At 66.6% G+C, this 23,421-nt stretch carries 17 protein-coding genes and 5 tRNA genes; 15 read left to right on the forward strand and 7 right to left on the reverse strand.

Annotated features, from left to right (window positions below; translation table 11 throughout):
* Positions 1–5: 5 nt before the first annotated feature.
* Together H5T74_01190 and H5T74_01195 are read right to left on the reverse strand one after the other, a co-directional pair.
* Positions 6–1,634 (reverse strand): GMC family oxidoreductase, encoded by a 1,629-nt coding sequence (locus H5T74_01190; GenBank protein MBC7228994.1) that lies wholly within the window; start codon positions 1,632–1,634, stop codon positions 6–8.
* On the reverse strand, positions 1,631–2,038 hold the full coding sequence (locus H5T74_01195; GenBank protein MBC7228995.1) for a hypothetical protein: 408 nt from the start codon (positions 2,036–2,038) through the stop codon (positions 1,631–1,633). Before H5T74_01195 ends, H5T74_01190 begins: the two co-directional genes overlap by 4 nt.
* Positions 2,039–2,336: 298 nt before the next feature.
* Between H5T74_01195 and H5T74_01200 the strand changes: the two genes are divergently transcribed.
* From H5T74_01200 to H5T74_01215, 4 genes are read left to right on the forward strand one after another with little or no spacing between them, the layout of a single operon-like run.
* Positions 2,337–3,155 carry a glutamate racemase gene (locus H5T74_01200; GenBank protein ID MBC7228996.1) on the forward strand — a complete coding sequence of 273 codons (819 nt, stop codon included), beginning with the start codon at positions 2,337–2,339 and terminating at the stop codon, positions 3,153–3,155.
* The gene (locus H5T74_01205) at positions 3,152–3,910 is read left to right on the forward strand and encodes an MBL fold metallo-hydrolase (GenBank protein ID MBC7228997.1); all 759 of its coding nucleotides are present in this window, start codon (positions 3,152–3,154) and stop codon (positions 3,908–3,910) included. Before H5T74_01200 ends, H5T74_01205 begins: the two co-directional genes overlap by 4 nt.
* 2 nt (positions 3,911–3,912) lie before the next feature.
* A complete protein-coding gene (rph, locus tag H5T74_01210; GenBank protein ID MBC7228998.1) occupies positions 3,913–4,665 on the forward strand; it encodes a ribonuclease PH in 753 nt (250 codons plus the stop codon).
* Positions 4,662–5,294, forward strand: a complete 633-nt coding sequence (locus tag H5T74_01215; protein ID MBC7228999.1) for an XTP/dITP diphosphatase — start codon at positions 4,662–4,664, stop codon at positions 5,292–5,294. The genes rph and H5T74_01215 overlap by 4 nt, the downstream gene beginning before the upstream one ends.
* Before the next feature lie 265 nt (positions 5,295–5,559).
* Here H5T74_01215 and H5T74_01220 read toward each other — a convergent pair.
* Positions 5,560–5,635, reverse strand: a tRNA-Gly gene (locus tag H5T74_01220).
* Between the two features lie 201 nt (positions 5,636–5,836).
* Positions 5,837–5,914, reverse strand: a tRNA-Pro gene (locus tag H5T74_01225).
* A 357-nt stretch (positions 5,915–6,271) separates the two neighbouring features.
* Between H5T74_01225 and H5T74_01230 the strand changes: the two genes are divergently transcribed.
* Genes H5T74_01230 through H5T74_01240 form a run of 3 tightly spaced genes read left to right on the forward strand, consistent with a single transcriptional unit; the run spans position 6,272 to position 9,034 of the window.
* Positions 6,272–6,898 carry a hypothetical protein gene (locus H5T74_01230; GenBank protein ID MBC7229000.1) on the forward strand — a complete coding sequence of 209 codons (627 nt, stop codon included), beginning with the start codon at positions 6,272–6,274 and terminating at the stop codon, positions 6,896–6,898.
* 22 nt (positions 6,899–6,920) lie between these two features.
* The gene (locus H5T74_01235) at positions 6,921–8,423 is read left to right on the forward strand and encodes a TrkH family potassium uptake protein (GenBank protein ID MBC7229001.1); all 1,503 of its coding nucleotides are present in this window, start codon (positions 6,921–6,923) and stop codon (positions 8,421–8,423) included.
* Entirely contained in the window at positions 8,420–9,034 is a 615-nt protein-coding gene (locus tag H5T74_01240; GenBank protein MBC7229002.1) for a hypothetical protein, read from the forward strand. The genes H5T74_01235 and H5T74_01240 overlap by 4 nt, the downstream gene beginning before the upstream one ends.
* 209 nt (positions 9,035–9,243) lie before the next feature.
* Here the strand turns inward: H5T74_01240 and H5T74_01245 are convergent.
* Both H5T74_01245 and H5T74_01250 read right to left on the reverse strand, forming a co-directional pair.
* Positions 9,244–9,319 (reverse strand) — tRNA-His (locus tag H5T74_01245).
* A 12-nt stretch (positions 9,320–9,331) separates the two neighbouring features.
* Positions 9,332–9,408 (reverse strand) — tRNA-Arg (locus H5T74_01250).
* 217 nt (positions 9,409–9,625) lie between these two features.
* Here H5T74_01250 and H5T74_01255 point away from each other — a divergent pair.
* From H5T74_01255 to H5T74_01275, 5 genes are all read left to right on the forward strand, one after another.
* Positions 9,626–9,710, forward strand: a tRNA-Leu gene (locus tag H5T74_01255).
* Between the two features lie 80 nt (positions 9,711–9,790).
* Positions 9,791–11,224, forward strand: a complete 1,434-nt coding sequence (locus H5T74_01260; protein MBC7229003.1) for a trigger factor — start codon at positions 9,791–9,793, stop codon at positions 11,222–11,224.
* A gap of 215 nt (positions 11,225–11,439) precedes the next feature.
* Entirely contained in the window at positions 11,440–12,051 is a 612-nt protein-coding gene (gene clpP / locus H5T74_01265) for an ATP-dependent Clp endopeptidase proteolytic subunit ClpP (protein ID MBC7229004.1), read from the forward strand.
* 433 nt (positions 12,052–12,484) lie between these two features.
* Positions 12,485–13,747, forward strand: coding sequence for an ATP-dependent Clp protease ATP-binding subunit ClpX (gene clpX / locus H5T74_01270; GenBank protein ID MBC7229005.1), 1,263 nt, complete (start codon positions 12,485–12,487; stop codon positions 13,745–13,747).
* 375 nt (positions 13,748–14,122) lie between these two features.
* Positions 14,123–17,935: an IPT/TIG domain-containing protein gene (locus tag H5T74_01275; GenBank protein ID MBC7229006.1), complete on the forward strand. Its 3,813-nt coding sequence runs from the start codon at positions 14,123–14,125 to the stop codon at positions 17,933–17,935.
* Between the two features lie 54 nt (positions 17,936–17,989).
* On the opposite strand, the gene H5T74_01280 is transcribed toward H5T74_01275, so the two are convergent.
* A complete protein-coding gene (locus H5T74_01280) occupies positions 17,990–18,328 on the reverse strand; it encodes a hypothetical protein (protein MBC7229007.1) in 339 nt (112 codons plus the stop codon).
* A 421-nt stretch (positions 18,329–18,749) separates the two neighbouring features.
* Here H5T74_01280 and H5T74_01285 point away from each other — a divergent pair, with 421 nt between their 5' ends.
* From H5T74_01285 to ndk, 3 genes are all read left to right on the forward strand, one after another.
* Positions 18,750–21,383 carry a valine--tRNA ligase gene (locus H5T74_01285; GenBank protein MBC7229008.1) on the forward strand — a complete coding sequence of 878 codons (2,634 nt, stop codon included), beginning with the start codon at positions 18,750–18,752 and terminating at the stop codon, positions 21,381–21,383.
* A gap of 103 nt (positions 21,384–21,486) precedes the next feature.
* Positions 21,487–22,800 (forward strand): bifunctional folylpolyglutamate synthase/dihydrofolate synthase, encoded by a 1,314-nt coding sequence (locus H5T74_01290; GenBank protein MBC7229009.1) that lies wholly within the window; start codon positions 21,487–21,489, stop codon positions 22,798–22,800.
* A gap of 193 nt (positions 22,801–22,993) precedes the next feature.
* Entirely contained in the window at positions 22,994–23,398 is a 405-nt protein-coding gene (ndk, locus tag H5T74_01295; protein ID MBC7229010.1) for a nucleoside-diphosphate kinase, read from the forward strand.
* Positions 23,399–23,421 lie beyond the last annotated feature (23 nt).

The following is a 23,421-nucleotide window of genomic DNA, read 5'->3' on the forward strand; positions in this document are numbered from 1 at the left end:
GGCCGTCAGCGCTCTCTCGGCTCGCCGGCCAGGCGGCGCGCCACCGCTTCCTTTTCCGTCCGCAGGCGGGCGCGCAGGCGCTCCAGCCTCCCGGCCTCCTCCTCCCGGACGGGCGCGCTCTCGAGCTTCTCGTCGATGAAGCCCGCGGCACGCATGGCCATGGCCATGATGGTCAGCTGGGGGTTCACTCCCAGGGAGGTGGGAAGGACGCTGGCGTCACAGATGAAGAGGTTCTCCACCTCCCAGGTCTCGCAGATGCTCTTCACCACCGAGGCGTGGGGGTCGCCGCCCATACGGCAGGTGCCCATGGGGTGGTAGGCGCTCAGCCCGTATATGCTCGCACGCCGCAGCCGGGCGCGGGACAGGCGTCGGAAGTCGCGGGGGCCGCTGAGTTCCTTGAAGCCGTCGATGGGGGTATAGACGCGCCTGGCGCCAGCCGCGAACCATATCTCCGCCATGAGCAGGATGGAGCGCTTTAGGCGGTCCAGGTCGTCCCGGCCCAGGCTGTACAGGGTGAGGGGCTGGCGTGCCGAAGGTCCCGCCACCACCTTGCCCGTGGAATCGTGCTCGCTGATCATGGAGCCGTAACTTGCTATGAAGGGGTAATCGCGCATGGTCTCGGCGTGGCGCCTACCGCCCCAAGGGAGGGTGATGGCCATCACCGCCGGTGGGATGGTAACTCCTTCCAGCATGATCCCCTCGGGAGCGAACTCGTCCACGTAGGTGCTCTGGGGTATGCCCCTGGGGTTCCCCATCGCCTCCGGCATGAGCGCCAGGGTGGCGCCGCAGGGGTGGATGGAGAGGTTCTTGCCCACCTGGCCCGAGGAGAGGCAGAGGCGGTTGTGTATGAGCATAGAGGGGGTCTGGATGGCGCCTCCGGCCAGCACCACCACCGAGGCGTGCACCTCCAGGCGCCGTGTCCTCGCGCCCGTGCGAGGGTCGGAAAAACGACCGCGCACCCCCACCGCGCGGCCGCCGCGCACCAGGATGCGCTCCGCCCGGCAACGGGTATAGACGTCGGCTCCCGCCGCCACGGCGTCGGGGATGAAGGAGACGTTCACGCTCTGCTTGGCGCCGGAGGGGCAGCCGTAGGCGCAGACCCCGAATCCCTCGCAGTCCTTGGCGTTGCGGGGGAGGAAACCCCCGGAATAGCCGAGCCGGCGGGCGTGCTCCAGGAAGAGCAGGTTGTTCTTGCCCGCCACCTCGGGGTCGGCGCGTTTCACGAAGAGGTATTCCTCGAGGGCGGCGTAGAGGAGGTTGAGCTCCTCCTCGCCGATATCCCTCAGGCCGTGCTCCAGGTGCCAGCGCTTGAGGACGTGTCGGGGGATGCGCAGGCAGGTGCCCGAGTTCACGGTGGTGGTCCCTCCCACCGTCTTCCCCTGGGGGATGACGATGGCGGGAATCCCCAAGGCCACCGTCTGGCCGGCGTCACGATAGAGGCGGGTGAAGGCGTCGCCGGCGCGGAGATCGAAGTGTTCGCGGACGAAATGCCCTCCCTCCTCGATTACCACCACGGAACGTCCCGCCTCGGCCAGCTCCTTGGCTATGGGGCCTCCGCCCGCGCCGGAGCCGATGATCACCACGTCGGCCTCGCGCCTCACGTCCCCGGGCAGGCTCTCGGGCGTGATGATCATCGCCGCACCTCCCTGGCCGCGGCCTCCCTGCGCATCTCGTGGACGTCGAAGCCCAGGCATACCTGCACGTCGTCGCGGTTGTAGTGGGCCATGTAAAGAGGGATGCCCAGCACGGCGGGAATCGCCCCCAGGGCGGCGACGCGGCTCTCGTAGAGGGAGCTTAGGAAGGCGTCCGCATCCTCCGGAGGAAGGGAGTAGAACGACCTCCCTCTGGCGACCAGACAGAGCGCCTGGAGCACAAGCACCATGGCGTAGAAGAGGAGACGGAAGGCGGGCGTGCCCGCCTGCAGGAAGGCGAGGGCGAATGTAGTGACCTGGTCGGGGTCCACGGGCGGTAGCCCCTCCACCTGCTCTATGAACACCGGGGCCAGGCGCCGGATGCGGCGCGCGAAGTACTCCCTCATCTCTCTCCCCCTCCTCTTGGAGCTGGACCCGCTCGCGACCGGCCCTGCGCCGCCCCGACGGCGGGCCTTTCACATCAAACCGGCTCGATGACTCCCTCGATGAACATTCTATGCCCGGCTTGTTTGGGCCGTCAACGCGCGCCGCCGCGCCGCATGCCCTCCCGTCGCGCGGAACATCGGCGTGCCGCCGTCGTGCTAGAATAGGGCTTTGCGTGGAGCAGTCGGCGCCCGGAGGCGGCCGGACGCGGACCGGCCGCAGGCCCGCGGCGCGGACCCGGAAGGAAAGGAGTGCGGGGCCTTGAACGATGCGCCCATCGGCATCTTCGACTCGGGCCTGGGTGGTCTCACGGTGATGAAGGCGGTGATGAGACGCCTCCCCCGCGAGTCCATCATCTACTTCGGCGACAGCGCGCGCGGTCCCTACGGCCCCCGGGATATCGCCGAGATACGCGGTTTCGCGGTGGAGCTGGCCAGATACCTCGAGGAGCTGGGGGTGAAGATCGTGGTCATCGCGTGCAATTCGGCCACCTCGGCGGGGCTCCTGGAGGCGCAGCGCGCCTGCAGGGTGCCGGTGTTGGGGGTGGTGGAGCCGGGGGCCAGGGGAGCGGTCCAGGCCACCCTCAACCGGCGCATCGGGGTGATAGGCACCAGGGCCACGGTGCGCAGCCGTTCCTATCCCCGTGCCATCCACGCCCTCGACGCGGGGGCCAGGGTGTTCTCACGGGCATGTCCGACCCTGGTGGATCTCGTGGAGCGCGGCGAGGTGGAGGGGGCGCGGGTGGAGGAGGAGGTACGGAGGTATCTCCGCCCCCTGCTCGAGCGCCAGGTGGACACCATCGTGCTGGGCTGCACCCACTACCCCCTGCTGCGGGGGGTCATCTCCGCGGTGGCGGGGGAGGGCGTGAACCTCATCAGCTCCGACCGGGAGGTGGCCAGGGAGGTGGAGGAGAACCTGGTGCGCAGGGGGTTCCTGCGCGACCACGGCGAGCCTCCCGTCCACCGCTTCCTGTTCACCGGGGACGTGGACCGGGCCAGGGAGCTGGGCCGCCTCTTTTTGGGTCCGGAGGTGGTGGAGGTGGAGAAGGTCGAGCTGCCCCTGCGGGGGGTGGGGAGATGAAGCTCACCGTGCTCGGGGCCTCGGGCACCTATCCCCGTCCGGGGGGCGCCACCAACGGCTTCCTGGTGCGCGAGGGGGCGACCGCCCTGGTGCTGGAGCTGGGCAACGGCTGCCTCTCCAACCTGCTGCGTGAGGTTGAGCTCACCGCCCTGGACGCCGTGGTCATCACCCATATGCACATCGACCATTTCGGAGACCTCTATCCCCTCTTCTACGCCCTGCGCTTCCATCCCGCGGAGCCCTGGGGACGGCGCCTCATCCTTCCGCGGGGGGGCGTCGAGCTCATGGGAAGGATAATGGGCGACGATTCCCGTGCCTATCTGGAGCGGGTCTTCGCGCCCGAGACGCTGGAGGAGGGGAGGGAGTACCGCGTGGGGGAGGTGTCCATCCGCGCCTATCCCACCCGGCACCCCGTGGAGGGCTACGCCCTGCGCCTGGAGGGACCCGGTTGGAGCATGGCCTATTCCTCCGACTCCTCACCCTGCCCGGGGGTGGAGGAGGCGGCGCGGGGAGTGGACCTCTTCATCTGCGAGGCCACCCTCCCCGCCTCCTACGAGGAGGAGGCTTCCCACGGCCACATGACCTCCAGGCAGGCGGGAGAGACGGCGGCGAGGGCGGGGGCGAAGGGGCTGGTGCTCACCCATATCTGGCCCACCTTCGCGGTGCTTGATATCGTGCGCGAGGCGGGGGAGACTTATGGGGGAGAGGTGATGCCCGCGCGCGAGGGCATGACCTTGAGCCTGGGAGGAGGTTAGGGATGTCCAGGCGCGACGGCAGGAAGGCGCACGAGCTCAGGCGCATGACCATAGTGAGGAACTACATCGCCCATGCCGAGGGCTCCGCGTGGGTGGAGATGGGGGGCACGCGGGTGGTGTGCACCGCGACCCTGGAGTTCAAGGTCCCCCAGTTCCTCCGGGGCTCCGGGCGCGGGTGGATCACGGCGGAGTACGGCATGCTGCCGCGCTCCACCCAGGAGAGGATGAACCGGGAGTCTTCGGCGGGACGCCAGGGGGGCAGGACGCTGGAGATACAGCGCATGATCGGCCGTTCCCTGCGCGCGGTGGCGGACATGCAGGCGCTGGGAGAATGTACCATCTGGATGGACTGCGACGTCATCCAGGCGGACGGGGGCACGCGGACCGCGGCCATCAACGGGGCCTACGTTGCCCTCTACGACGCCTTCCGAAGCATGATCGAGGCGGGCAGGCTCAAGGAGATGCCCCTGCGAGATTCCGTGGCCGCGGTGAGCGTGGGCATCGTCGACGGGGTGCCCATGCTGGACCTGGACTTCGAGGAGGACGCCCGCGCCGAGGTGGACATGAACGTGGTGATGACCGGAGGCGGTCTGTTGGTGGAGATCCAGGGCACGGGGGAGAAACGCGCCTTCAGCCGCGAGGAGTTGCAAAAGGCCCTGGACCTGGCGCAGCAGGGGATAGAGAAGGTGACCTGGCTGCAGAACCGCGCGCTCATGGCGGCGGACGGCAGGGCGGAGCTGGAGGGGGGCTCTTGAGCCGGGGCAGGCTGGCCCTGGCCACCGCCAACCGTGGAAAGGTGAGGGAGATCGCGCTGGCCCTCTCGGGCCTCGATCTGGATATCCTTACCAGGGACGACTTCCGCGCCTGGCCCCCGCTCGAGGAGTCGGGGGAGACCTTCGAGGAGAACGCCTCCTGCAAGGCCCTGGAGCTGGCGCGCTGGTCGGGCATCCCCGCCCTCGCCGACGACTCCGGACTGGAGGTGGAAGCCCTGGGGGGAGCCCCGGGGGTGTACAGCGCCCTCTACGCGGGGACCCACGGGGACGATGCCGCCAACCTGGCGCGGCTGATGCGGGAGATGGAGGGCGTCCCGGCGGGGAAGAGGGGCGCGCGTTTCGTGTGCGTCCTCGCCCTGGCCTCGCCGGGCGGGGACACGCTGCTGGTGAGGGAGACCTGCGAGGGGACGATAGCGGAGGAGCCCCGGGGAGAGCGGGGTTTCGGATACGACCCGGTCTTCGTGCCCGCGGGCATGGGGCGCACCATGGCCGAACTCACCCTGGAGGAGAAGAACGCCGTCAGCCACCGCGGCAGGGCCCTGCGCCGCCTGCGCTCCCTGCTGGAGGCGGGCGAGCCTGCCTGGCTTTTCGGCCCGCTCGGTCGGGGCTGATCGCCGCCGCAGAAGGTGAAGATGACCTGTACCCTGAGGGCGGCGGGAGGCGCCACGCGCCGGGAGGGGAAGATGCGCTTCCACCTCCCGCGCTAGGCGGGGCTTTAGGCCGGCTTTTCTTCGCCCGCATGCTCAAGAGCAACTCGTCCACCGCCCTGCGCGGGCTGAAGAAACTGATGGGAACCACCTGAGCCGACGGCACGCGCCGCGCGCACGGCCCCGGAGACGGGGTGCGCGGACGCGGCTCGTGGCGGGATAAAGAAATTGGAGCGGGAGACGGGCCTCGAACCCGCGACCTAGAGCTTGGAAGGCTCTCGCTCTTCCAACTGAGCTACTCCCGCTCGCTTCAGGGAATATTCTAGCACATGCTCAAGCCCGGTCGGATCACGTCCGGGCCTCCCGTGGGCGCCGGTCCGCGGCGGGTGCGCGCCGGGCCTTCTGGCGGCCCAGCCCGTCTCCGCCCCCGCCGTCCCCCTCCGTCGCGAAGATGCGTCCTCCTCGCGGGAGGAGGGTCGGCGCCTTCCGGTTCGCCGGCAAAAAAATGGTCGGGGTGGGCGGATTTGAACCGCCGACCTCATGCTCCCAAAGCATGCGCGCTGACCAAGCTGCGCTACACCCCGATGCCCCGATTATAGCATCGCGCCGCGCGGCGCATATCCTCGAGGCGGCGGATCCGGTACGGCGCGGATACCCCATCACGCGTCCGCCGGCGGTCCGCACGGTCCTTTCTGGCTCCGACGGACCTGGCTTATAATTGGCTGCATGGACGGCCGGGGGGTGTGGGCTTCTCCGGGGCGCCGCCTCCGGAGCGCCTTCCCGGGGGTGGGACGCGATGCGCAGGGTCCCGGGCGCGCAGGGGCGGGGCCGAGATGGCGGCGGCGCAGGTGCGGGTGCACGAGAAGAGGTCCAAGACGGCGGAGCAAGGTCGTAAAGGGTAAGAGCGGCGGGAGTACGGGGCGTGCAAGGGAGGAAGAGGTATGCTGGTAGAAAAGGGCTGGTTCATACCCACGCTGCAGTTCGGTGACGAGGACGTCTTCCTGGTGGAGGACTGGGATGATACCCCCGCGGGCCCCTACCGGGCCGTCTTCCATTTCACTCCTGGGGACTTCCGCACCCTCTACGTAAGCAGCGAGGCGGGAAGAGACCTCGTCTCCACCATCCACCGCTTCGACGAGATGCGGGTCACGGAGATGGTATCGCGAAGAGACGGCGGGCGGTGGACCGTGGAGGTCGACACGGGCGAGAAGGGGGTGCTGCGCATGGAGGTGGATCACCGGGAGACGCCCCTACTCAAGGCGGTGAACCTGGTAGCCAGGCATACCCCCGACCTCATCGCCCGCAACCGCCTCTACTGCGCGCTGCTGCCGCGGCTGGCGGCTCCCATCCTGGGCACCGACCCCGGACAGAAGCTCATGGGGGTGACGGAGATGGGGCGCAACACGCGTTTCCGCCTGGAGCGCATCTTCGAGGTGACCTCCGCCCGCTGCACCTGGGGCGGGAGGGACGTGGGGCCGTTGGTGGACTGCTGTTTCCGTCACGACATGGGGGCATATAGGACCATATCCAAGGCCATGGTCAGCTACCTGTACCTGCTGGTGGAGTGAGGGAACGCCGGGAGGACCTTCCATGCTCAAGCCCACGCGGCGCGACCTGGAGAACATCTTTCACTACGTGGGCGTGGTCCTCATGGTCCTCGGCGCGTGCATGGCGGCGCCTCTGCTGGCGAGCCTGGCGGCGGGGGAGTGGGCCCCCGCCCTGGATTTCCTCATCTCCGCATGCGTGACCGCCGGGGTGGGCAACCTCCTCTTCTTCTCCACCCGCGCGAGGGGAAGGGTCACCTGGAACCAAGGCCTGGTCATCGTCGCCCTCACCTGGTTTTTCGCCATGGTCTTCTCGGCGCTCCCCCTCTACCTCGGGGGCCATTACGGGTCCTTCCTGGACGCCTGCTTCGAGTCCATGTCGGGCCTGGCCACCACCGGCCTCACCCTGGTGCACGACCTCGACCATATGGCCTACGGCATGAACCTCTGGCGGCACTTCATCATGTTCCTGGGCGGCCAGGGCATCGTGGTGCTGGTGATCACCTATTTCATGGCCGGGACCGGCACCGCCACCCAGATGTACACGGGGGAGGGGCGCGAGAGCATCATGCCCAGCGTCATCGAGAGCTCGCGCTTCATCTGGAAGGTGAGCGTGTTCTACCTGCTTGCGGGCACCCTGGGCCTGGGGATTTGCCTCCTTACCCAGGGCATGGCCCCCGTGCGCTCCTTCTTCCACGCCGCCTGCCTGTTCATGGCGGGGTTCGACACCGGGGGCTTCACGCCCCAGACCCTGAGCGTGGGCTATTACCACAGCCTGCCCGTGGAGCTGATCACCATGGCCTTCATGCTCCTGGGCACGGTCAACTTCGCGGTGCAGTACGAGGTGTGGAGGAAGCGCCCCGGTGAACTGGTGCGGAACATCGAGACGCGGACCATGACCGTGACCATCATCCTCACCCTGGGGCTGGTGCTCGCGGGGTTGAGCTTGGCCGGCACCTTCGGTTCCTTCGGGTCCGAGCTGAGGCGGGGCGTCTACCACCTCATCTCGGGCCACAGCGGGACGGGGTTCATGACCGTCAACGGGCAGCAGATGGGGGCGAGGTGGGGCGACCTGGCGCTCTTCGGGCTCATCGTGGCCATGGGGCTGGGAGGCTGCGCCTGCTCCACCTCCGGCGCCATCAAGGCCATCCGCGTGGGGATACTCTCCAAGGAGATCAAGGCGAGGACCAAGCAGGTGCTCTCCCCCGCCTCTGCGGTGGTGGTGGAGCGCTTCCACCATATCAGGGACATGGCGATGACGGAGCGCATGGTGAGCGCGGCCCTCTTCACCACCGCCCTCTACCTTCTGCTCTACCTGCTGGGAACGGTGGTGGGCCTCTTCTACGGCTACGGGCTCACCGCCTCCGTCTTCGAGTCCGTGTCTGCGGCGGGCAACGTGGGGCTGACCACCGGGGTGACCAGTTACACCATGCCCGCCTTGCTCAAGGTGGTGTACATCTTCGAGATGTGGGCGGGAAGGCTGGAGGTGCTGGCGGTGGTGGTCCTCTTCGTCTATTTCGTCAACCTGCTGTGGAGGTGGCGCAGGTGAGAAGAGCGCTGGCGCTGGCGGTGTTCCTGGCCTGTGCCGCCCCCTTCCTCATCTGCGCGGCCTCCCCTGCCTTCGCCGGGGAAGAGGGGCGGGAGACGAACACTGCCGAGCTGCTGGAGAGGTGGCGGGAATACGACGGCATGGAGGTGGTGCTGCGGGGCGAGGCGGTGGGCGACGTCATGCGCCGCGGTGACCACGCCTGGATCACCTTGAACGATGACCATTACAGCCGGGAGGCGAGGCGCGAGGCGGGTCTGCTGAGGGGCGGCAACAGCGGCATCGGGGTCTGGATCCCGGTGGAGGAGGCGGAGAAGATAAGGGTGCTGGGAAGATATGGCAGCAAGGGCGACCTGGTCGAGGTACGCGGGGTCTTCAACTCCGACTGCCGCGAGCACGGAGGGGATTTCGACCTCCACGCCACCTCGCTGCGGGTCATCGACCCGGGAAGGGAGCTGGGCTCGGATATCGACTACGGGAAATCCCGGGGGGCCCTGATGGCCCTGCTCTTCCTCCTCGGCACCGGGGCGCCATACCTGCGCCGCCGGGCACGGGAGTACCGCGCCGCGCGTGCTCTCCTGGCGGACGAGGAGGAGCCGCCGGCGGGACGGTGACGGATTCGCCTGTATCGCCAAGCGGTGCTGCCGGTGCTTTAGCGCCCTCATGTATGGCGCCCCGGCGGAGCCCCTGCGGCCCCGGCCTTGTCGCGGCGCCACGGGGCTTCCGTGTCGCGCCGTTCCCTCCGGCCGGAGGCGCATCGGGGACGGCGGGCATGGCGCGAGACAAGATCGAAGGCGAGGGCGCCGCCCCCGCCTTCAAAACCTGGGGTGAGGGACGGGATTCGAACCCGCGGCCTCCGGGGCCACAACCCGGTGCTCTGCCGGCTGAGCTACCCCCACCAAGGATCCTGCTGGCACGCCTGGGAGGACTCGAACCTCCAACCTGCGGATTAGAAGTCCGCTGCTCTGTCCGGTTGAGCTACAGGCGCGTGCACATGCTGAATTATAGCACCCGCCGGTCGAGGATTAAACGCGCTCCGCGGGCTTGCCGCCCCCCTCTCCGGGCTCATCACCGGCGCGAGCCCTCCCGCCGGCATGCGCGTCTTGAGCAGGACGTTTTCCCTCCTCTGCTGTCCCGGGCGGCCGTTTGCCATGCCCCGGTGCGTGTAGTAGCATATTTAGCGTTCTTTAAACGCAGGCAGGCGTGCGAGAGTGGCGGAACCGGCAGACGCGCCGGACTTAGGATCCGGTGGTGAAAACCGTGGGGGTTCGAATCCCCCCTCTCGCACCAGGAGCTCCCGCACCCGCACGGGGGTGGGATTTTTTTCGAGCGTTTCGCGTGCAGGAAGGTTACGGGAAGGAGCGCGTAAGGTGGCCGTGAGAGCTGAGATGGAGGAAGTCGAGAAGAACAGGGTGCGCGTGAAGGTGGAGGTCCCCGCGGAGGAGATAAGCAGGGCCGTGGACGGCGCCTTCCGCGCCATCGCGCGGGAGGTGTTCATCCCCGGGTTCCGCAAGGGGAAGGTGCCGCGCCGGGTTCTGCAGGCTCGCCTGGGCATGGAGCCCATATACGACGAGGTCAAGCAGTCGAAGCTGCCGGAATACTACGCGGAGGCCCTCAAGCAGCTCGACCTGGAGCCCATTGACGAGCCCGAGATAGACGTGGACGAGATCGAGATAGAGGACGGCAAGCCCCTGGCCTTCGAGGCCGTGGTGGAGGTCAAGCCCCGGGTCGAGCTGGACCACTACAAGGGCGTGGAGGTGGAGCGGCCCGAGGAGGAGGTCGCGGACGAGGAGGTCGAGCGCGTCCTCGACGGCATGCGCGAGCGCTTCGCGCAACTGGAGGTGGCGTCGGGGAAGACCCTGGCGGAGGGCGATTACGCCCTCATCGATTTCAACGGCACGGTGAACGGCGTGGAATTCGAGGGGGGCAGCGCCAGGGATTTCATGCTGGAGATAGGGACGGAGAACATCTGGCCGGAGTTCAACCAGGAGCTGGCGGGAAAGCGCAAGGGGGACATCCTGGACATCAGGGTGAAGATGCCCGAACAGTTCCCCGACCAGGAGCTGGCGGGGAAGATCGCCTCCTTCAAGGTCATCGTCAAGGAGGTCAAGGTCAAGAAGCTCCCCGAGGCAAACGACGATTTCGCCAGGGAGGCGAGCAGGTTCGACACCATCGCGGAGCTCAGGGAGGACATCCGCTCCCGGCTGGAGGAGGCCAAGCGCTTGCAGGCCAAGGAGTCGGTACGCAGGCAGGCGCTGGAGAAGCTGGCCGAGGGGCTGGAGGTGGACATCCCGGAGAAGATGGTGGACGACTACGTGCACCAGCGGCGCCACGAGCTGGAGGCGCGCCTGGCCTCCCGCGGCATAGCCCTGGACAGCTACCTCAAGGCGGTGGATTACACCGAGCAGCGCATGGAGGAGGAGTTCCAGGAGGAGGCCCGCAGGCTGATCCGCAACGAGCTGGTGCTGGACGCGGTCATCCGCGCCGAGGGCATCGAGGTGAGCGACGAGGAGCTGGAGCAGGAGATCGCGCGTCGGGCGGAGATGTTCGCCGTGAAGCCTGAGGAGTTCCGCCGCGTGGTCAAGGAGCGCGGCGACCTGGAGGAGCTCAGGGAGAGCCTGCGGCGGGAGAAGGCCCTTGACCTCCTGGGCGACCACGCCGTCTTCGCCGGCGAGGGCGAGAAGGAGGAGGAGCCCGCGGCGCGCGGCGAGGAGGAATCCGGCGCGGAAGCCGCGGAGCCGGAGGCCGTGGAGGAGGAATCCGGCGCGGAGGCCGCGGAGCTGGAGAGCGGAGCTCAGGATTGAGGGGGAGAGGGGGCCCTCGCGCGGCGCTCCGCGCGAAAGGATGCCCTCTCGAGAAGGCCCGCGGCCGGCGGAGGAGATGCCGCGGATCGGGTTCTTCGAGCGGGTATAATGAGATCATGGAGCCTTTGCCCGAAAGGCCCTCCGGGCAGGGGAGCGGTAAGGAAGGAAGGGCCGGAGAACGACGGCGCGACGCGCCGAGAAAAGGATGATGGGAGATGACCAGCAGCCTGATACCTATAGTGATCGAGCAGACCAACCGGGGCGAGAGATCCTTCGACATCTATTCGCGTCTGCTCAAGGACCGCATCATCTTTCTGGGCACGGAGATCGACGACCACGTAGCCAACCTGGTGATGGCGCAGCTCCTGCACCTGGAGTCGGAGGACCCCGAGAAGGACATCCACCTCTATATCAATAGCCCCGGGGGCATCGTCACCTCCACCCTGGCCATCTACGACACTATGCAGTATGTGAAGGCCGACGTCTCCACCATCTGCATCGGGCAAGCGGCCTCGGGTGCGGCGCTGCTTCTGGCCGCGGGGGCGCCGGGGAAGCGCTTCGCTCTCCCCCATTCGCGGGTGCTGCTGCACCAGCCCGCGGGCGGGGCGAGCGGCCAGGCGGTGGACATCGACATCCACGCGCGTGAGATCCTGCGCCTGCGCGACCTCTTGGACAACATCCTCTCGCAGCATACCGGGCAGCCCCTGGAACGGATCAGGGCGGACACCGACCGCGACTTCATCATGAGCGCGCAGGAGGCCAAGGAATACGGGGTCATCGACGCGGTGATCGAGCGCAAGGCCGAGGAGGAGAACAAGCTCAAGTAAGGGACCGCGCGCGGCTTGGGCAGGGTGTAGGCCGCCGCGGTTGCTTTCCGTATCGCGGGGATCCGGGAGGGGATGGAGAGGACGCGGCGGGACCGCAGCTGGGAAAAACGGCGGCATGTCCATGGGTTCCAGAGCCGCAGGGAGAGGAGAAAGCCGGGGTCGCGGTCGCGCGGCGCAAAAGTGTTCGTCCCCGCGGGACGATAATATTATTGCCGTGAGCGGTCTCGCGGGGGACGGCGGGAGTAAAGGAACGAGGGAAAAGAGACGATAGGATTGGTTGTTCCCGTCGGCTCTCCCGCCCGGGCGGGAGGCGGGGACCAGGTTCCCCGGGAAGGTAGGGGGACGGGCGGGCAAAAGGCCTTTCCGGGCGGCACGGGAGCGTGGCGAGAGCTGGGCAGGGCCCGGAGAGGAAATGGAGCGGAGGTAGCGATAGATGGCCAAGTTCGGTGAGGGCGGCGACCTGCTGAAATGTTCCTTCTGCGGCAAGAGCCAGCGGCAGGTGAAGAAGCTGATCGCCGGTCCCGGGGTGTATATCTGCGACGAATGCATAGACCTGTGCAACGAGATCATCGAGGAGGAGCTCTCCGAGACCCCGGAGCTGCGCCTGGAGGAGCTCCCCAAGCCGGCGGAGATCTACAATTTCCTAAACGATTACGTCATCGGGCAGGACAAGGCGAAGAAGATCCTCTCGGTGGCTGTTTACAACCACTACAAGCGCATCCAGGTGGGGAGCTACTCCGACGACGACGTGGAGCTGCAGAAGAGCAACATCATCCTCATCGGCCCCACCGGCTGCGGCAAGACCCTCCTGGCCCAGACCCTGGCGCGGGTGCTCAACGTGCCCTTCTGCATCGCCGACGCCACCACCCTCACCGAGGCCGGGTACGTGGGCGAGGACGTGGAGAACATCCTCCTCAAGCTCATCCAGGCGGCGGACTACGACGTCAAGCGGGCGGAGACGGGGATCATCTACATCGACGAGGTGGACAAGATCGCCCGCAAGTCCGAGAACCCCTCCATCACCCGCGACGTCTCCGGGGAGGGTGTGCAGCAGGCGCTGCTCAAGATCCTCGAGGGCACGGTGGCCAGCGTGCCGCCCCAGGGAGGGCGCAAGCATCCCCACCAGGAGTTCATCCAGATCGACACCACCAACATCCTCTTCATCTGCGGAGGCGCCTTCGCGGGGCTGGAGAACATCGTGGAGAACCGCATCGGCAAGAAGGGAGTGGGCTTCGGCGCGGACGTCAAGCGGCGCGAGGACAAGGAGATCGGGGAGATACTGGAGCAGGTGATGCCCGAGGACCTGCTCAAGTACGGCCTCATCCCCGAGTTCGTGGGGCGCCTGCCGGTGATCGCCGCCTTCCACGGACTGAGCGAGGAGGACCTGGTCTCCATCCTCACCCAGCCCAAGAACGCCTTGGTGAAGCAGTACAAGAAGTTCTTCGAGTTCGACGGGGTGGAGCTGCGCTTCACCGAGGGGGCGCTGCGGGCGGTGGCGCGCAAAGCCATGCAGCGCACCACCGGGGCGCGGGGTTTGCGCGCCATCATGGAGGAGTGCCTCCTGGACGTGATGTATGAGCTGCCCTCGCGCAACGACATCATCCGCTGCGTGGTGACCAAGGACACTATCGAGAAGGGCATCGAGCCCACCCTGGTGACCTCGGCCGGCGACTACAAGGACGAGGAGAGCGCCTGACCATTCCCGCTCTGGCAGGTGGCGTCCTCTCCCCATCAGGCGTCATGGCGAGCCCTTGCATGACATCGTGGCGATGAGCTGTCTGCTCAGGAACGGCGATCTCCGTGCGCCCGCCTCGTCGCATTGAGCCTGACTGCCCATGACTCCAGCCAAACGGCAAGCCCTCTTCGGCATGCCCCCGGCGGCCCCCCGTTACCGCGTTATTGACCGCGTTGTAAACAAATATTATATTTGATATATTAAATGCATATCCACCGATAAGGGAAAGCCGGCAGCAGCCCTAAGGGCTCGTGGCACCCATGCGCCGGGATGTTCTCAGGGCTAGGGATTTTTGGGGGGGAAATGAAAAGATCAAGAGCAACAAGGCGCTTTGGCGTGCCCGCGTTCGTCCTGGCCATGGGGCTGCTTATGATGACCGTGCCCTTCGCGGCGGCGGCCCCCTCTCCCGGAGGGGCGGCGGCCATCGGGGCCGGGAAAGGCTTCTACGGTGATGTCACCGTGCCCGGCGAGGTCTGGGAGCCCTGCGCTCCGGCCGGCATATCCGCCCTGGATGTGGAGCAGATCGAGGCCGCCGGCACGAGCACGGCATACGCGGTCATCGACAATACCCCGGGCAAGGTCATCAAGACCACCGACTATGGAGATAACTGGCAGATCATCGATCTTGCCGCGGGCTTCGGCTGGACGGAGCATATATCGGTGGTGGACGCGCAGACGGTCTGGGTGGGCAGCGTGCATAACCGGGAAGAGGACGTGGCCATCACCACCGACGGCGGCGGCAGCTGGGTATATGCTTACAGCCAGCCCAACCAGGCGGACCTGGAAGCCACCAGCTCCTTGCATGCCTGGGCCGCCGGCAACTTCTATGGTGGTGGGGGCTGTTTCATCAGGGAGACCTTCAACGGGGGCGCGGACTGGAGCCAAGTGTACGGAAACGCGGGGAGCTGCTACGATGTCGAGTCCACCGACTCGAACAACATCTGGGCGGTGGGCAGCATCTCCTTCAAAGGATGGATCGCGCACTGGGACGGCTCCAGCTGGAACTTCATGACCCCCGATGGCCTGGGCACCCAGGAGCTCAGGGGCTGCTGGACGCTGGACTCCAACAACGCCTGGGCGGTGGGGGGAAACAAGATCATAAGGACCGCGGATGGAGGGGACAACTGGGAGGTTTACACAGCGCCGGACGGCGTCGATGGCCTCAAGGACATCTGCGCCCTGAGCCCCGTCATGGCCTTCGCCGTGGGCTCGTACGGAGCCATCATCAAGACCACCGATGGCGGCGAGAGCTGGACCCGCATGTACGTCCCCACCGGCGAGCACCTGAAGAGCGTCTACGTCGTGGACCCCACCCACGCCTGGGCGGTGGGGACGAAGGGGACCGTCCTGCGCCTGGTGCAGGCCAACACCCGGGAGGGCAGCGATATCACCGTGGGCCTGGGGGGCGGGGATTCCATCACCTTCTCCAGCGTGACCGCGGCCGGGAACACCATCAAGTCGCCGACAGAAGAACCCACCGGCGAGGAGTTCGACTACCACTTACCCGTGAGATGGTATGACATCTCCACCAGCGCGTCCTTTTCGGGGACGGCCGAGGTCAGGTTGTCCTATGGTGACGATTACGGGTTTGACGAGGAAGGGTACCGCCTGCTGCACAAGACCGGCGGCGGATGGGAGGACGTCACCACCGGCGTGGACACGGAGAACAATGTGATTTCCGGCCGGGTCACCTCGCTGTCGGACTTCGCGATCATCTACCCCCTTCCCAAGATCAAGAGCATCACCCCCGATTGGGGCATGCGGGGGAATACCTACGACGTCGACATCAATGGCTACGGTTTTTGGGAAAAGGTGGGGGAGAAACCTGACGTGAAGTTGAAGCTCGGAGAGACGACCATCGACGCCGCCGATGTCGTGGTGCACGACCTCTACCACATCAGCTGCAGGTTCCACCTGCCGGAGGGCGCCACACTGGATTTCTGGGAAGTGTATGTCAAGGATCCAAGCCCCGACGATTACGAGAACACTTTTTGGGGTTTCAGGATCGTGGAGAACCCCCCGCCGCCTCCCACCATCGCTTCCATAACGCCCAGCTACGGGGCCAGGGGGACCGCCGTGAACATCAGCGACCTGGCCGGCACCGGTTTCTGGTACACACCCGCCGTCAAACCAACTGTCAAGCTCACAAGGAGCGGCCAGCCGGATATCTCGGCCAAAAGCGTCGTCGTCTACAGCGGCACCAAGATAAAATGCACATTCGACATACCCCCAGACGCTTACTCGGGGCCCTGGGACGTCACGGTGGTGAACCCCGACGGCCAGAGCGGGACCAAGGCCGGGTGCTTCATGGTCACCGGGGGCCTGCCGGCGCCGACCATCGACAGCGTCACCCCGGACTGGGGCGTGCTCGGTACCACCGTCACGGTCACCATATCTGGAACCGGCTTTTGGGGATCTCCGTTTATCGCGATCCTGGGGTCCGACCCGGGCCAGAACGCCATCTGGGCCACCAATATCGCGGTGCAAAGCGACACCACCATCACCTGCGATCTTAATCTCATCGCCAACCGCAAGCCGGGCACCTACGACATGCTGCTCAGGAACCAGGATAACCAGGAAGTGACCAAGCCAGGGGCTTTTGCCATCAACTCGGCCGCGCCCGCCATAGCTTCCCTCTCACCCTCGAACGGACATACGGGCACGGAGGTGACCATCACCGGCACCGCCTTCGGCGCCTCCCGCTGGGACTCCTACGTCTCTTTCGGGGGCGTGCAGGCCACCGAGTACACCTCCTGGTCGGCCACGCTTATCAGGGCCAAGGTGCCGGCGGGCGCGACGGGCACGGTTGACGTCAAGGTGATCACCGATTGGGGGACCTCCAACGGGGTGGCCTTCACCGTGTTCGGCAACCCGCCTCCCACCGTGACCTCCATCACCCCCAACAGCGGGGCGCAGGGGAGCAGCGTGGCGGTGACCGACCTCGTGGGATCGGGCTTCTACGGCACCCTCACGGTGAAGCTCAAGAGGACGGGCCAGCCCGACATCACCGCTACCGGGGTCACGGCGCAGAGCCCCACCAGGATAACCTGCAACCTGCCCATCCCCTCAGGAGCGGCCACGGGAGCCTGGGACGTGGTGGTCAAGAACTCCCAAAACAAGGAAGCCACCCTGGTCGGAGGCTTCACCGTGACCTCCGGCGGGAGCGGGGGCAACACCCCCGCGGGCTCGGACGTGGAGGTGGACCTGGGGGGCGGGGTGGAAGCCGCCTTCTCCGGGGTTAGCGGGGGCGGCAACACCACCGCCACGCCCCAGCCCGACCCCAGCGTGGCAAACTACCATATCCTGGGAGGAAGCTGCTACGACATCACCACCACCGCCACCTACACCGGCACCATCCTGGTCACCCTCCCGTACGACGAGGCCGCCCTCACCGTGCCGGAGAAGAGCCTGCGCATGCTGCACCGGGAGGGCGGCGAGTGGGTCGACGTGACCAGGAGCGTGGATACCGCGCAGGACCGCATCACCGGCGAGGTCACCTCCCTCTCCCCCTTCGCCATCGGTTGGAAGGCGGCGAACGTCTGGTACCTCGCCGAGGGCTGCACCGAGGGGGGCATGAAGACCTGGGTGCTGGTGCAGAACCCCAACGACGGCCCGGTGAAGGTGGACCTCATATTCATGACCTCCGGCGGCAAGGTGGACGGGCCCCAGGACTTCGAGATACCCGGCAACTCCCGCCACTCCTTCAACCTCGGGGAGCTGGTCACGGACTGGAACGTCTCCACCAAGGTGGTGAGCGAGGGAGGGGACGTCATCTGCGAGCGCGCCATGTACGGGAACGGCGACACCTGGGCCCACGACTCCATCGGGGTGACCGCGCCCGCCCCCGTCTGGTACCTCGCCGAGGGCTGCACCGAGGGGGGCATGAAGACCTGGGTGCTGGTGCAGAACCCCAACGACGGCCCGGTGAAGGTGGACCTCACCTTCATGACCTCCGGCGGCAAGGTGGACGGGCCCCAGGACTTCGAGATACCCGGCAACTCCCGCCACTCCTTCAACCTCGGGGAGCTGGTCACGGACTGGAACGTCTCCACCAAGGTGGTGAGCGAGGGAGGGGACGTCATCTGCGAGCGCGCCATGTACGGGAACGGCGACACCTGGGCCCACGACTCGGTGGGATATACGCCTTGAGGCGGCGGGGTAGGTCAAGGCCTCGCCGCCGGGGCACCCGGCCCGCGCAGGCTTTCATGCCCTGAAGGCCTGCCGGCGGAAGCGGGCGGCGAAGCGGGAGGCGCGTAGCAGGGGGTGGTCGCGCAGCTCCTCCAGGGTGTCCTGGATATCGTCCACGCCCTCCCTGACCGCGGCCGCGTGGGAGGAGATGGAGCGCGCCCGTTCTTGCATCGCTCCCGAGACCGCCTGGAGGTCCTCCAGGTACCCGCGGAAGAACTCCGACCAGGCCCGGAAGTCCTTATAGCCGTAACGGACGGTACGCCACACGCCCAGCGCCGACCAGGCCAGCACCACCAGGGAGAGGATCCCCACCAACAGGGAGGAGAGAAAGACGATCAGCGCCGCCAGGCCCAAACGAGACCCCTTCCGCTATGTACAGGATATGCCGTTGCGAAGAGGATATCCTAACCCGATGTCACCATCAAGGGGCCAACCTGGCCTTTATCCGGTATCTCAAGGCCCTCAGCCAGGCGAGGAGAACAATGGAACCCAGCATAATAATGCTGCCGTCCGCCATCGCCCCTCCTCCCTCCATCGCTTGCGAGAGTCCTCTCACGCCTGATTCTGTTCCCGCCGTCGGTGATGACAAAGGGCGGCTTCAATATATAATTATGTAATTACTTCTGTGCCGGGCTCGCCTCGCAGGTTTGACAAAGGCGGGGCCGCTTTTTAGCATGCATTGAGATATAGCGTTCGCAGCATCTCAGGAAGACCGGGAGAGGGACACGTGGAAAGAGGTCCGGGCGGGAAAGGATCCGCGGCGCCCGAAGGCGGAATGGCGAAGGCCTACGACCCGGCCGCGGTGGAGGAGAAATGGTACGCTTTCTGGGAGGAGAGGGGCTACTTCCATGCCGAGGTGAACCCGGGCAGGGAGCCCTTCACCATCGTCATCCCCCCGCCCAACGTCACCGGGTCCCTGCACCTGGGGCACGCCCTCAACAACTCCCTGCAGGACTTCATCGTGCGCCGCAGGCGCATGCAGGGCTACGAGACCCTATGGCTGCCGGGCACCGACCACGCGGCCATCGCCACCCAGGCGGTGGTGGAGCGCAACCTGGCCGAGGAGGGCACCACCCGCTGGGAGATCGGGCGTGAGGCCTTCCTGGAGCGGGTGTGGCAGTGGGTGGAGAAGTACGGGGGCACCATCATCAGGCAGCTCAAGCGCATGGGGTGCTCCTGCGACTGGCAGCGGGAGCGCTTCACCATGGACGAGGGCTGCTCGCGGGCGGTGCGCGAGGTCTTCGTGCGCCTCTACGAGGAGGGCCTCATCTATCAGGGGTACTACATCGTCAACTGGTGCCCGCGCTGCCTCACCGCCATCTCCGACATAGAGGTGGAGCACGAGGACCTGGAGGGCAAGCTGTGGTATATCCGCTACGACGTCAAGGACTCCGAGGACTTCTTCCACGTCGCCACCACCCGCCCCGAGACCATGCTCGGCGACACCGCGGTGGCGGTGAACCCCCGCGATCACCGCTACCGCCACCTGGTGGGGAAGACGGCGTTACTCCCCCTGCTGGGGAGGGAACTGCCCATCATCGCCGACGAGTACGTGGACCCCGAGTTCGGCACCGGGGCGGTGAAGGTGACCCCCGCCCACGACCCCAACGACTTCGAGATGGGGCGCCGGCACGGCCTGGAGGAGATCAACATCTTCACCCCCGAGGCGGTGGTGAACGAGAACGGAGGCCCCTACGCGGGCCTGGACCGCTACGAGGCGCGCAACGCGGTGGTGCGCGACCTGGAGAAGATGCATTACATCCAGAAAGTGGAAACCCACCTCCACGCCGTGGGGCACTGCTACCGCTGCCACACGGTCATCGAGCCCTACCTCTCCAGGCAGTGGTTCGTGGCCATGAAGGAGCTGGCGGAGCCGGCCATCCGGGCGGTGGAGGAGGGCCGCACTCGCTTCATCCCCGCGCGCTGGGAGAAGATCTATTTCGACTGGATGTACAACATCCGCGACTGGTGCATCTCGCGCCAGCTCTGGTTCGGGCATCGTATCCCCGCCTGGTACTGCCGGGAATGCGGCGAGGTCGTGGTCTCCCGCGAGGACCCCGAGCGGTGCCCCTGCGGGGGAGAGCTGGAGCAGGACCCCGACGTGCTGGACACCTGGTTCTCCTCCGGGCTTTGGCCCTTCTCCACCCTGGGCTGGCCCGACGACGCACCTGAGCTGTCCTACTTCTATCCCACCTCGGTGCTGGTGACCGCTTTCGACATCATCTTCTTCTGGGTGGCGCGCATGATGTTCCTGGGCATCCACTTCATGGGGGACGTGCCCTTCCGGGACGTCTTCGTCACCGCCCTCATCCGCGACGAGTCGGGGAAGAAGATGAGCAAGTCCTCGGGCAACGTCATCGACCCCCTGGAGGTCATCGAGCGGTACGGCGCCGACGCCCTGCGCTTCACCCTGGGGCACATCGCCGTCCCCGGGCGGGACGTCTTCCTCTCCGAGGAGAGGATCGAGGGCAGCCGACACTTCTGCAACAAGATCTGGAACGCCTCGCGCTTCGCCCTCATGAACCTGGAGGACTTCGACCCCGCGGCGGTGGAGGAGGGACAGCTCGAGCTGACTCTGGCCGACCGCTGGATACTCTCTGACCTCAACCGCCTCATCTGCGCCGTCGACGACTACTGCGAGGCCTACAACTTCAGCGAGGCCTGCCGCGCCCTCTACGAGTTCTTCTGGAGCGACTTCTGCGACTGGTACGTGGAGCTCTCCAAGCTGCGCCTTTACGGGGAGGACCCCGTCGGGAGAAGGACCGCGCAGTATGTGCTGTGGACGGTGCTGGAGCGGGCACTGCGGCTGCTGCACCCCTTCATGCCCTTCATCACCGAGGAGATCTGGCAGCGCCTGCCCCACGAGGGAGAGTCGCTGGTGGTGGCTCCCTGGCCCGAGCCGCGCCCGGAGCTGCTGGATGGGGCGGCCGAGGAGGAGATGGACGCACTGCGCGAGGTCATCACCTGCATGCGCCGCCTGCGTTCGGAGATGGGACTGCGCCCCCACGCGCGCACCGCGGCCTTGGTCGTGCCCCTGGAGGCGGGGAAGCGCGCGCTGCTGGAGGGGCACATGGAATATCTTACCTCCCAAGCCCGCCTCTCCTCCCTGAAGATCGTGGAGGCGGTGGAGGACCCCGCCTCCTACGCGCGGGGGATTGCGGCGGGGGTGGAGGTGTTCCTGCCCCTGGCGGGCGGGGCCTTCTCGGAGGAAGCGGACAGGATAAGGCGGGAGATCGCGAAGCTGGAGGAGGAGGCGAGTCGCTTCCAGGCCAAGCTCTCCAACGACCAGTTCCTGGCCAAGGCCCCCCCGGAGGTGGTGCGCAAAGAGCGTCGCAGACTGGCCGACGCCCGGCTCAAGGTGGAGAAGCTGCGCGAACAGCTGAAGATCATCGAGGGATCGGGTCTGTGACCCTTGATCATCGACGGCGGCAAGGATCACGGGGCGTGGATAGGGCTATGGAAATATATAGCAATATATTCAAGGCCGAAGGCCTGATCCCGTAGGGGGAGAAATGGATTTTGCGGCGGCGGAGGAGTACCTGGCGAAGTCGGCCATGCACGGCATCAAGCCGAGCCTCGACCGCATCCGCGTGCTCCTCGCCAAGCTGGGAGACCCGCAGCTCTCCTTCCCCTCCATCCACATCACCGGCACCAACGGCAAGACCTCCGTGGCGCGCATGGTCGCCTCCATCCTCGAGGTGGGGGGGAGGAGGGTGGCGCGCTACACCTCGCCGCACATGCAGAGCGTCACCGAGCGCATATGCGTGGACGGTAGACCCATAACCGAGCGCGATTTCGCCTCCACCCTGGAGAGGGTGATCCCCCTGGTGGAGGAGACGGACCGCGAGACGGGAGACCCGCTGAGCTACTTCGAGATCACCACCGCTATGGCCTTCCTCTATTTCGCCCAGCGCAAGGTGGACGTGGGGGTCATCGAGGTGGGACTGGGGGGGAGGTGGGACGCCACCAACCTGGTGGACTCGAGGCTGCAGGTGATCACCGGCGTGGCCTTGGACCACGTGGCGGAGCTGGGAGACACGCTGGAGAAGATCGCTTGGGAGAAGGCGGGGATCATCAAGGAGGACAGCTACGTGATCTCCGCGGTGGGGGACCCCGGGGCGCTGGAGATCATCGCCGGCACCTGTGAGGAGAAGAGGAGCAACCTCAAGCTCTTCGGCCGCGACTTCTCCCTTCTCTACAACCTCACCTACGGCGTGGACACGGGGAAGATCGGGCAGGCGGTGGGCATCAGGGGTCTGCTGCGCGAGTACCCCGAGCTCTTCCTGCCCCTGCTGGGCGACCACCAGGCGGTAAACGCCGCCTGCGCTGTTGCGACCTGCGAATGCTATGCGGGCACCCTGGCCGCCCTCTCCTCCACCGAGGTGGAGGCGGGGCTGCGGCGGGTGAAGTCGCCCGGGCGCCTGGAAGTGGTGTCGCGCGATCCCCTGGTGCTCCTGGATGGAGCCCACAATCCCGACGGGGCCGCCCGCCTGGCGCACGTCCTGGCCAACGACCTCGACTACGAGCGCTGTATCCTGGTGGTGGGCATCCTCGCGGACAAGGACGCCCGCGCCATGCTGGAGCTGCTGCTTCCCCTGGCCGATACCGTGGTGGTAACCCAGAGCGCCGACGAGCGGGCGACGCCTGCGCACCGCCTCGCCGAGATGGTGAAGGAGCTCGGGAAGGACTGCGTGGTGGTGGAATCGGTGGGGGAGGCGGTCAGGCTCGCGCGCACCCTGGCCGCGGTGAGCGACCTGGTATGCGTGACGGGGTCGCTCTACACCGTGGGCGAGGCAAGGACCGCTATGGGGATGAAGCCTGAATAGGGGATGAAGACTTGATGAGGAATAGGGGAAAGGAACGGGAAAAGGAAGAGAAGGAACAGGGGGGCATGAAGTAAGGAGAAGGTCAGGCCTCATATCCCGGGTCTTGAGGCACGGATGACCGGGGACCGGCAAGGTGAAAGGATCCGGCCCTCGAGGCCAGGGCCCGCAAACGGAGATGGAGGTAAGGATGTCCATAGAAAGGACGCTGGTGCTGGTCAAGCCCGACGGCGTGCGGAGGGGACTGGTGGGTGAGGTCATCTCGCGATTCGAGCGCCAGGGGCTGCGCATAGCCGCCATGCGCATGCTGGTTGTGGACGAGGAGCTGGCGGCGCGCCACTACGCGGAGCATGTGGAGAAGCCCTTCTACCCGGAACTTCTCTCCTTCATCACCTCCGGAGAGGTGGTGGCCATGGTGCTGGAGGGGGAGTCGGCCATCTCCCAGGTGCGCAAGCTCATGGGCCCCACCGACCCCAAGCAGGCGCCTCCGGGGACCATCAGGGGGGATTTCGCGGTGGAGATAACCGAGAACATCGTGCACGGGTCCGACGGCCCGGAGAGCGCGGCGCGCGAGATAGGCATCTTTTTCCCCGATCTCTGAATCCCTTGGCGGCCGGCGGCGGA

It is taken from the genome of Actinomycetota bacterium (genome assembly GCA_014360645.1).
Lineage (GTDB): Bacteria > Actinomycetota > Geothermincolia > Geothermincolales > RBG-13-55-18 > Solincola_B.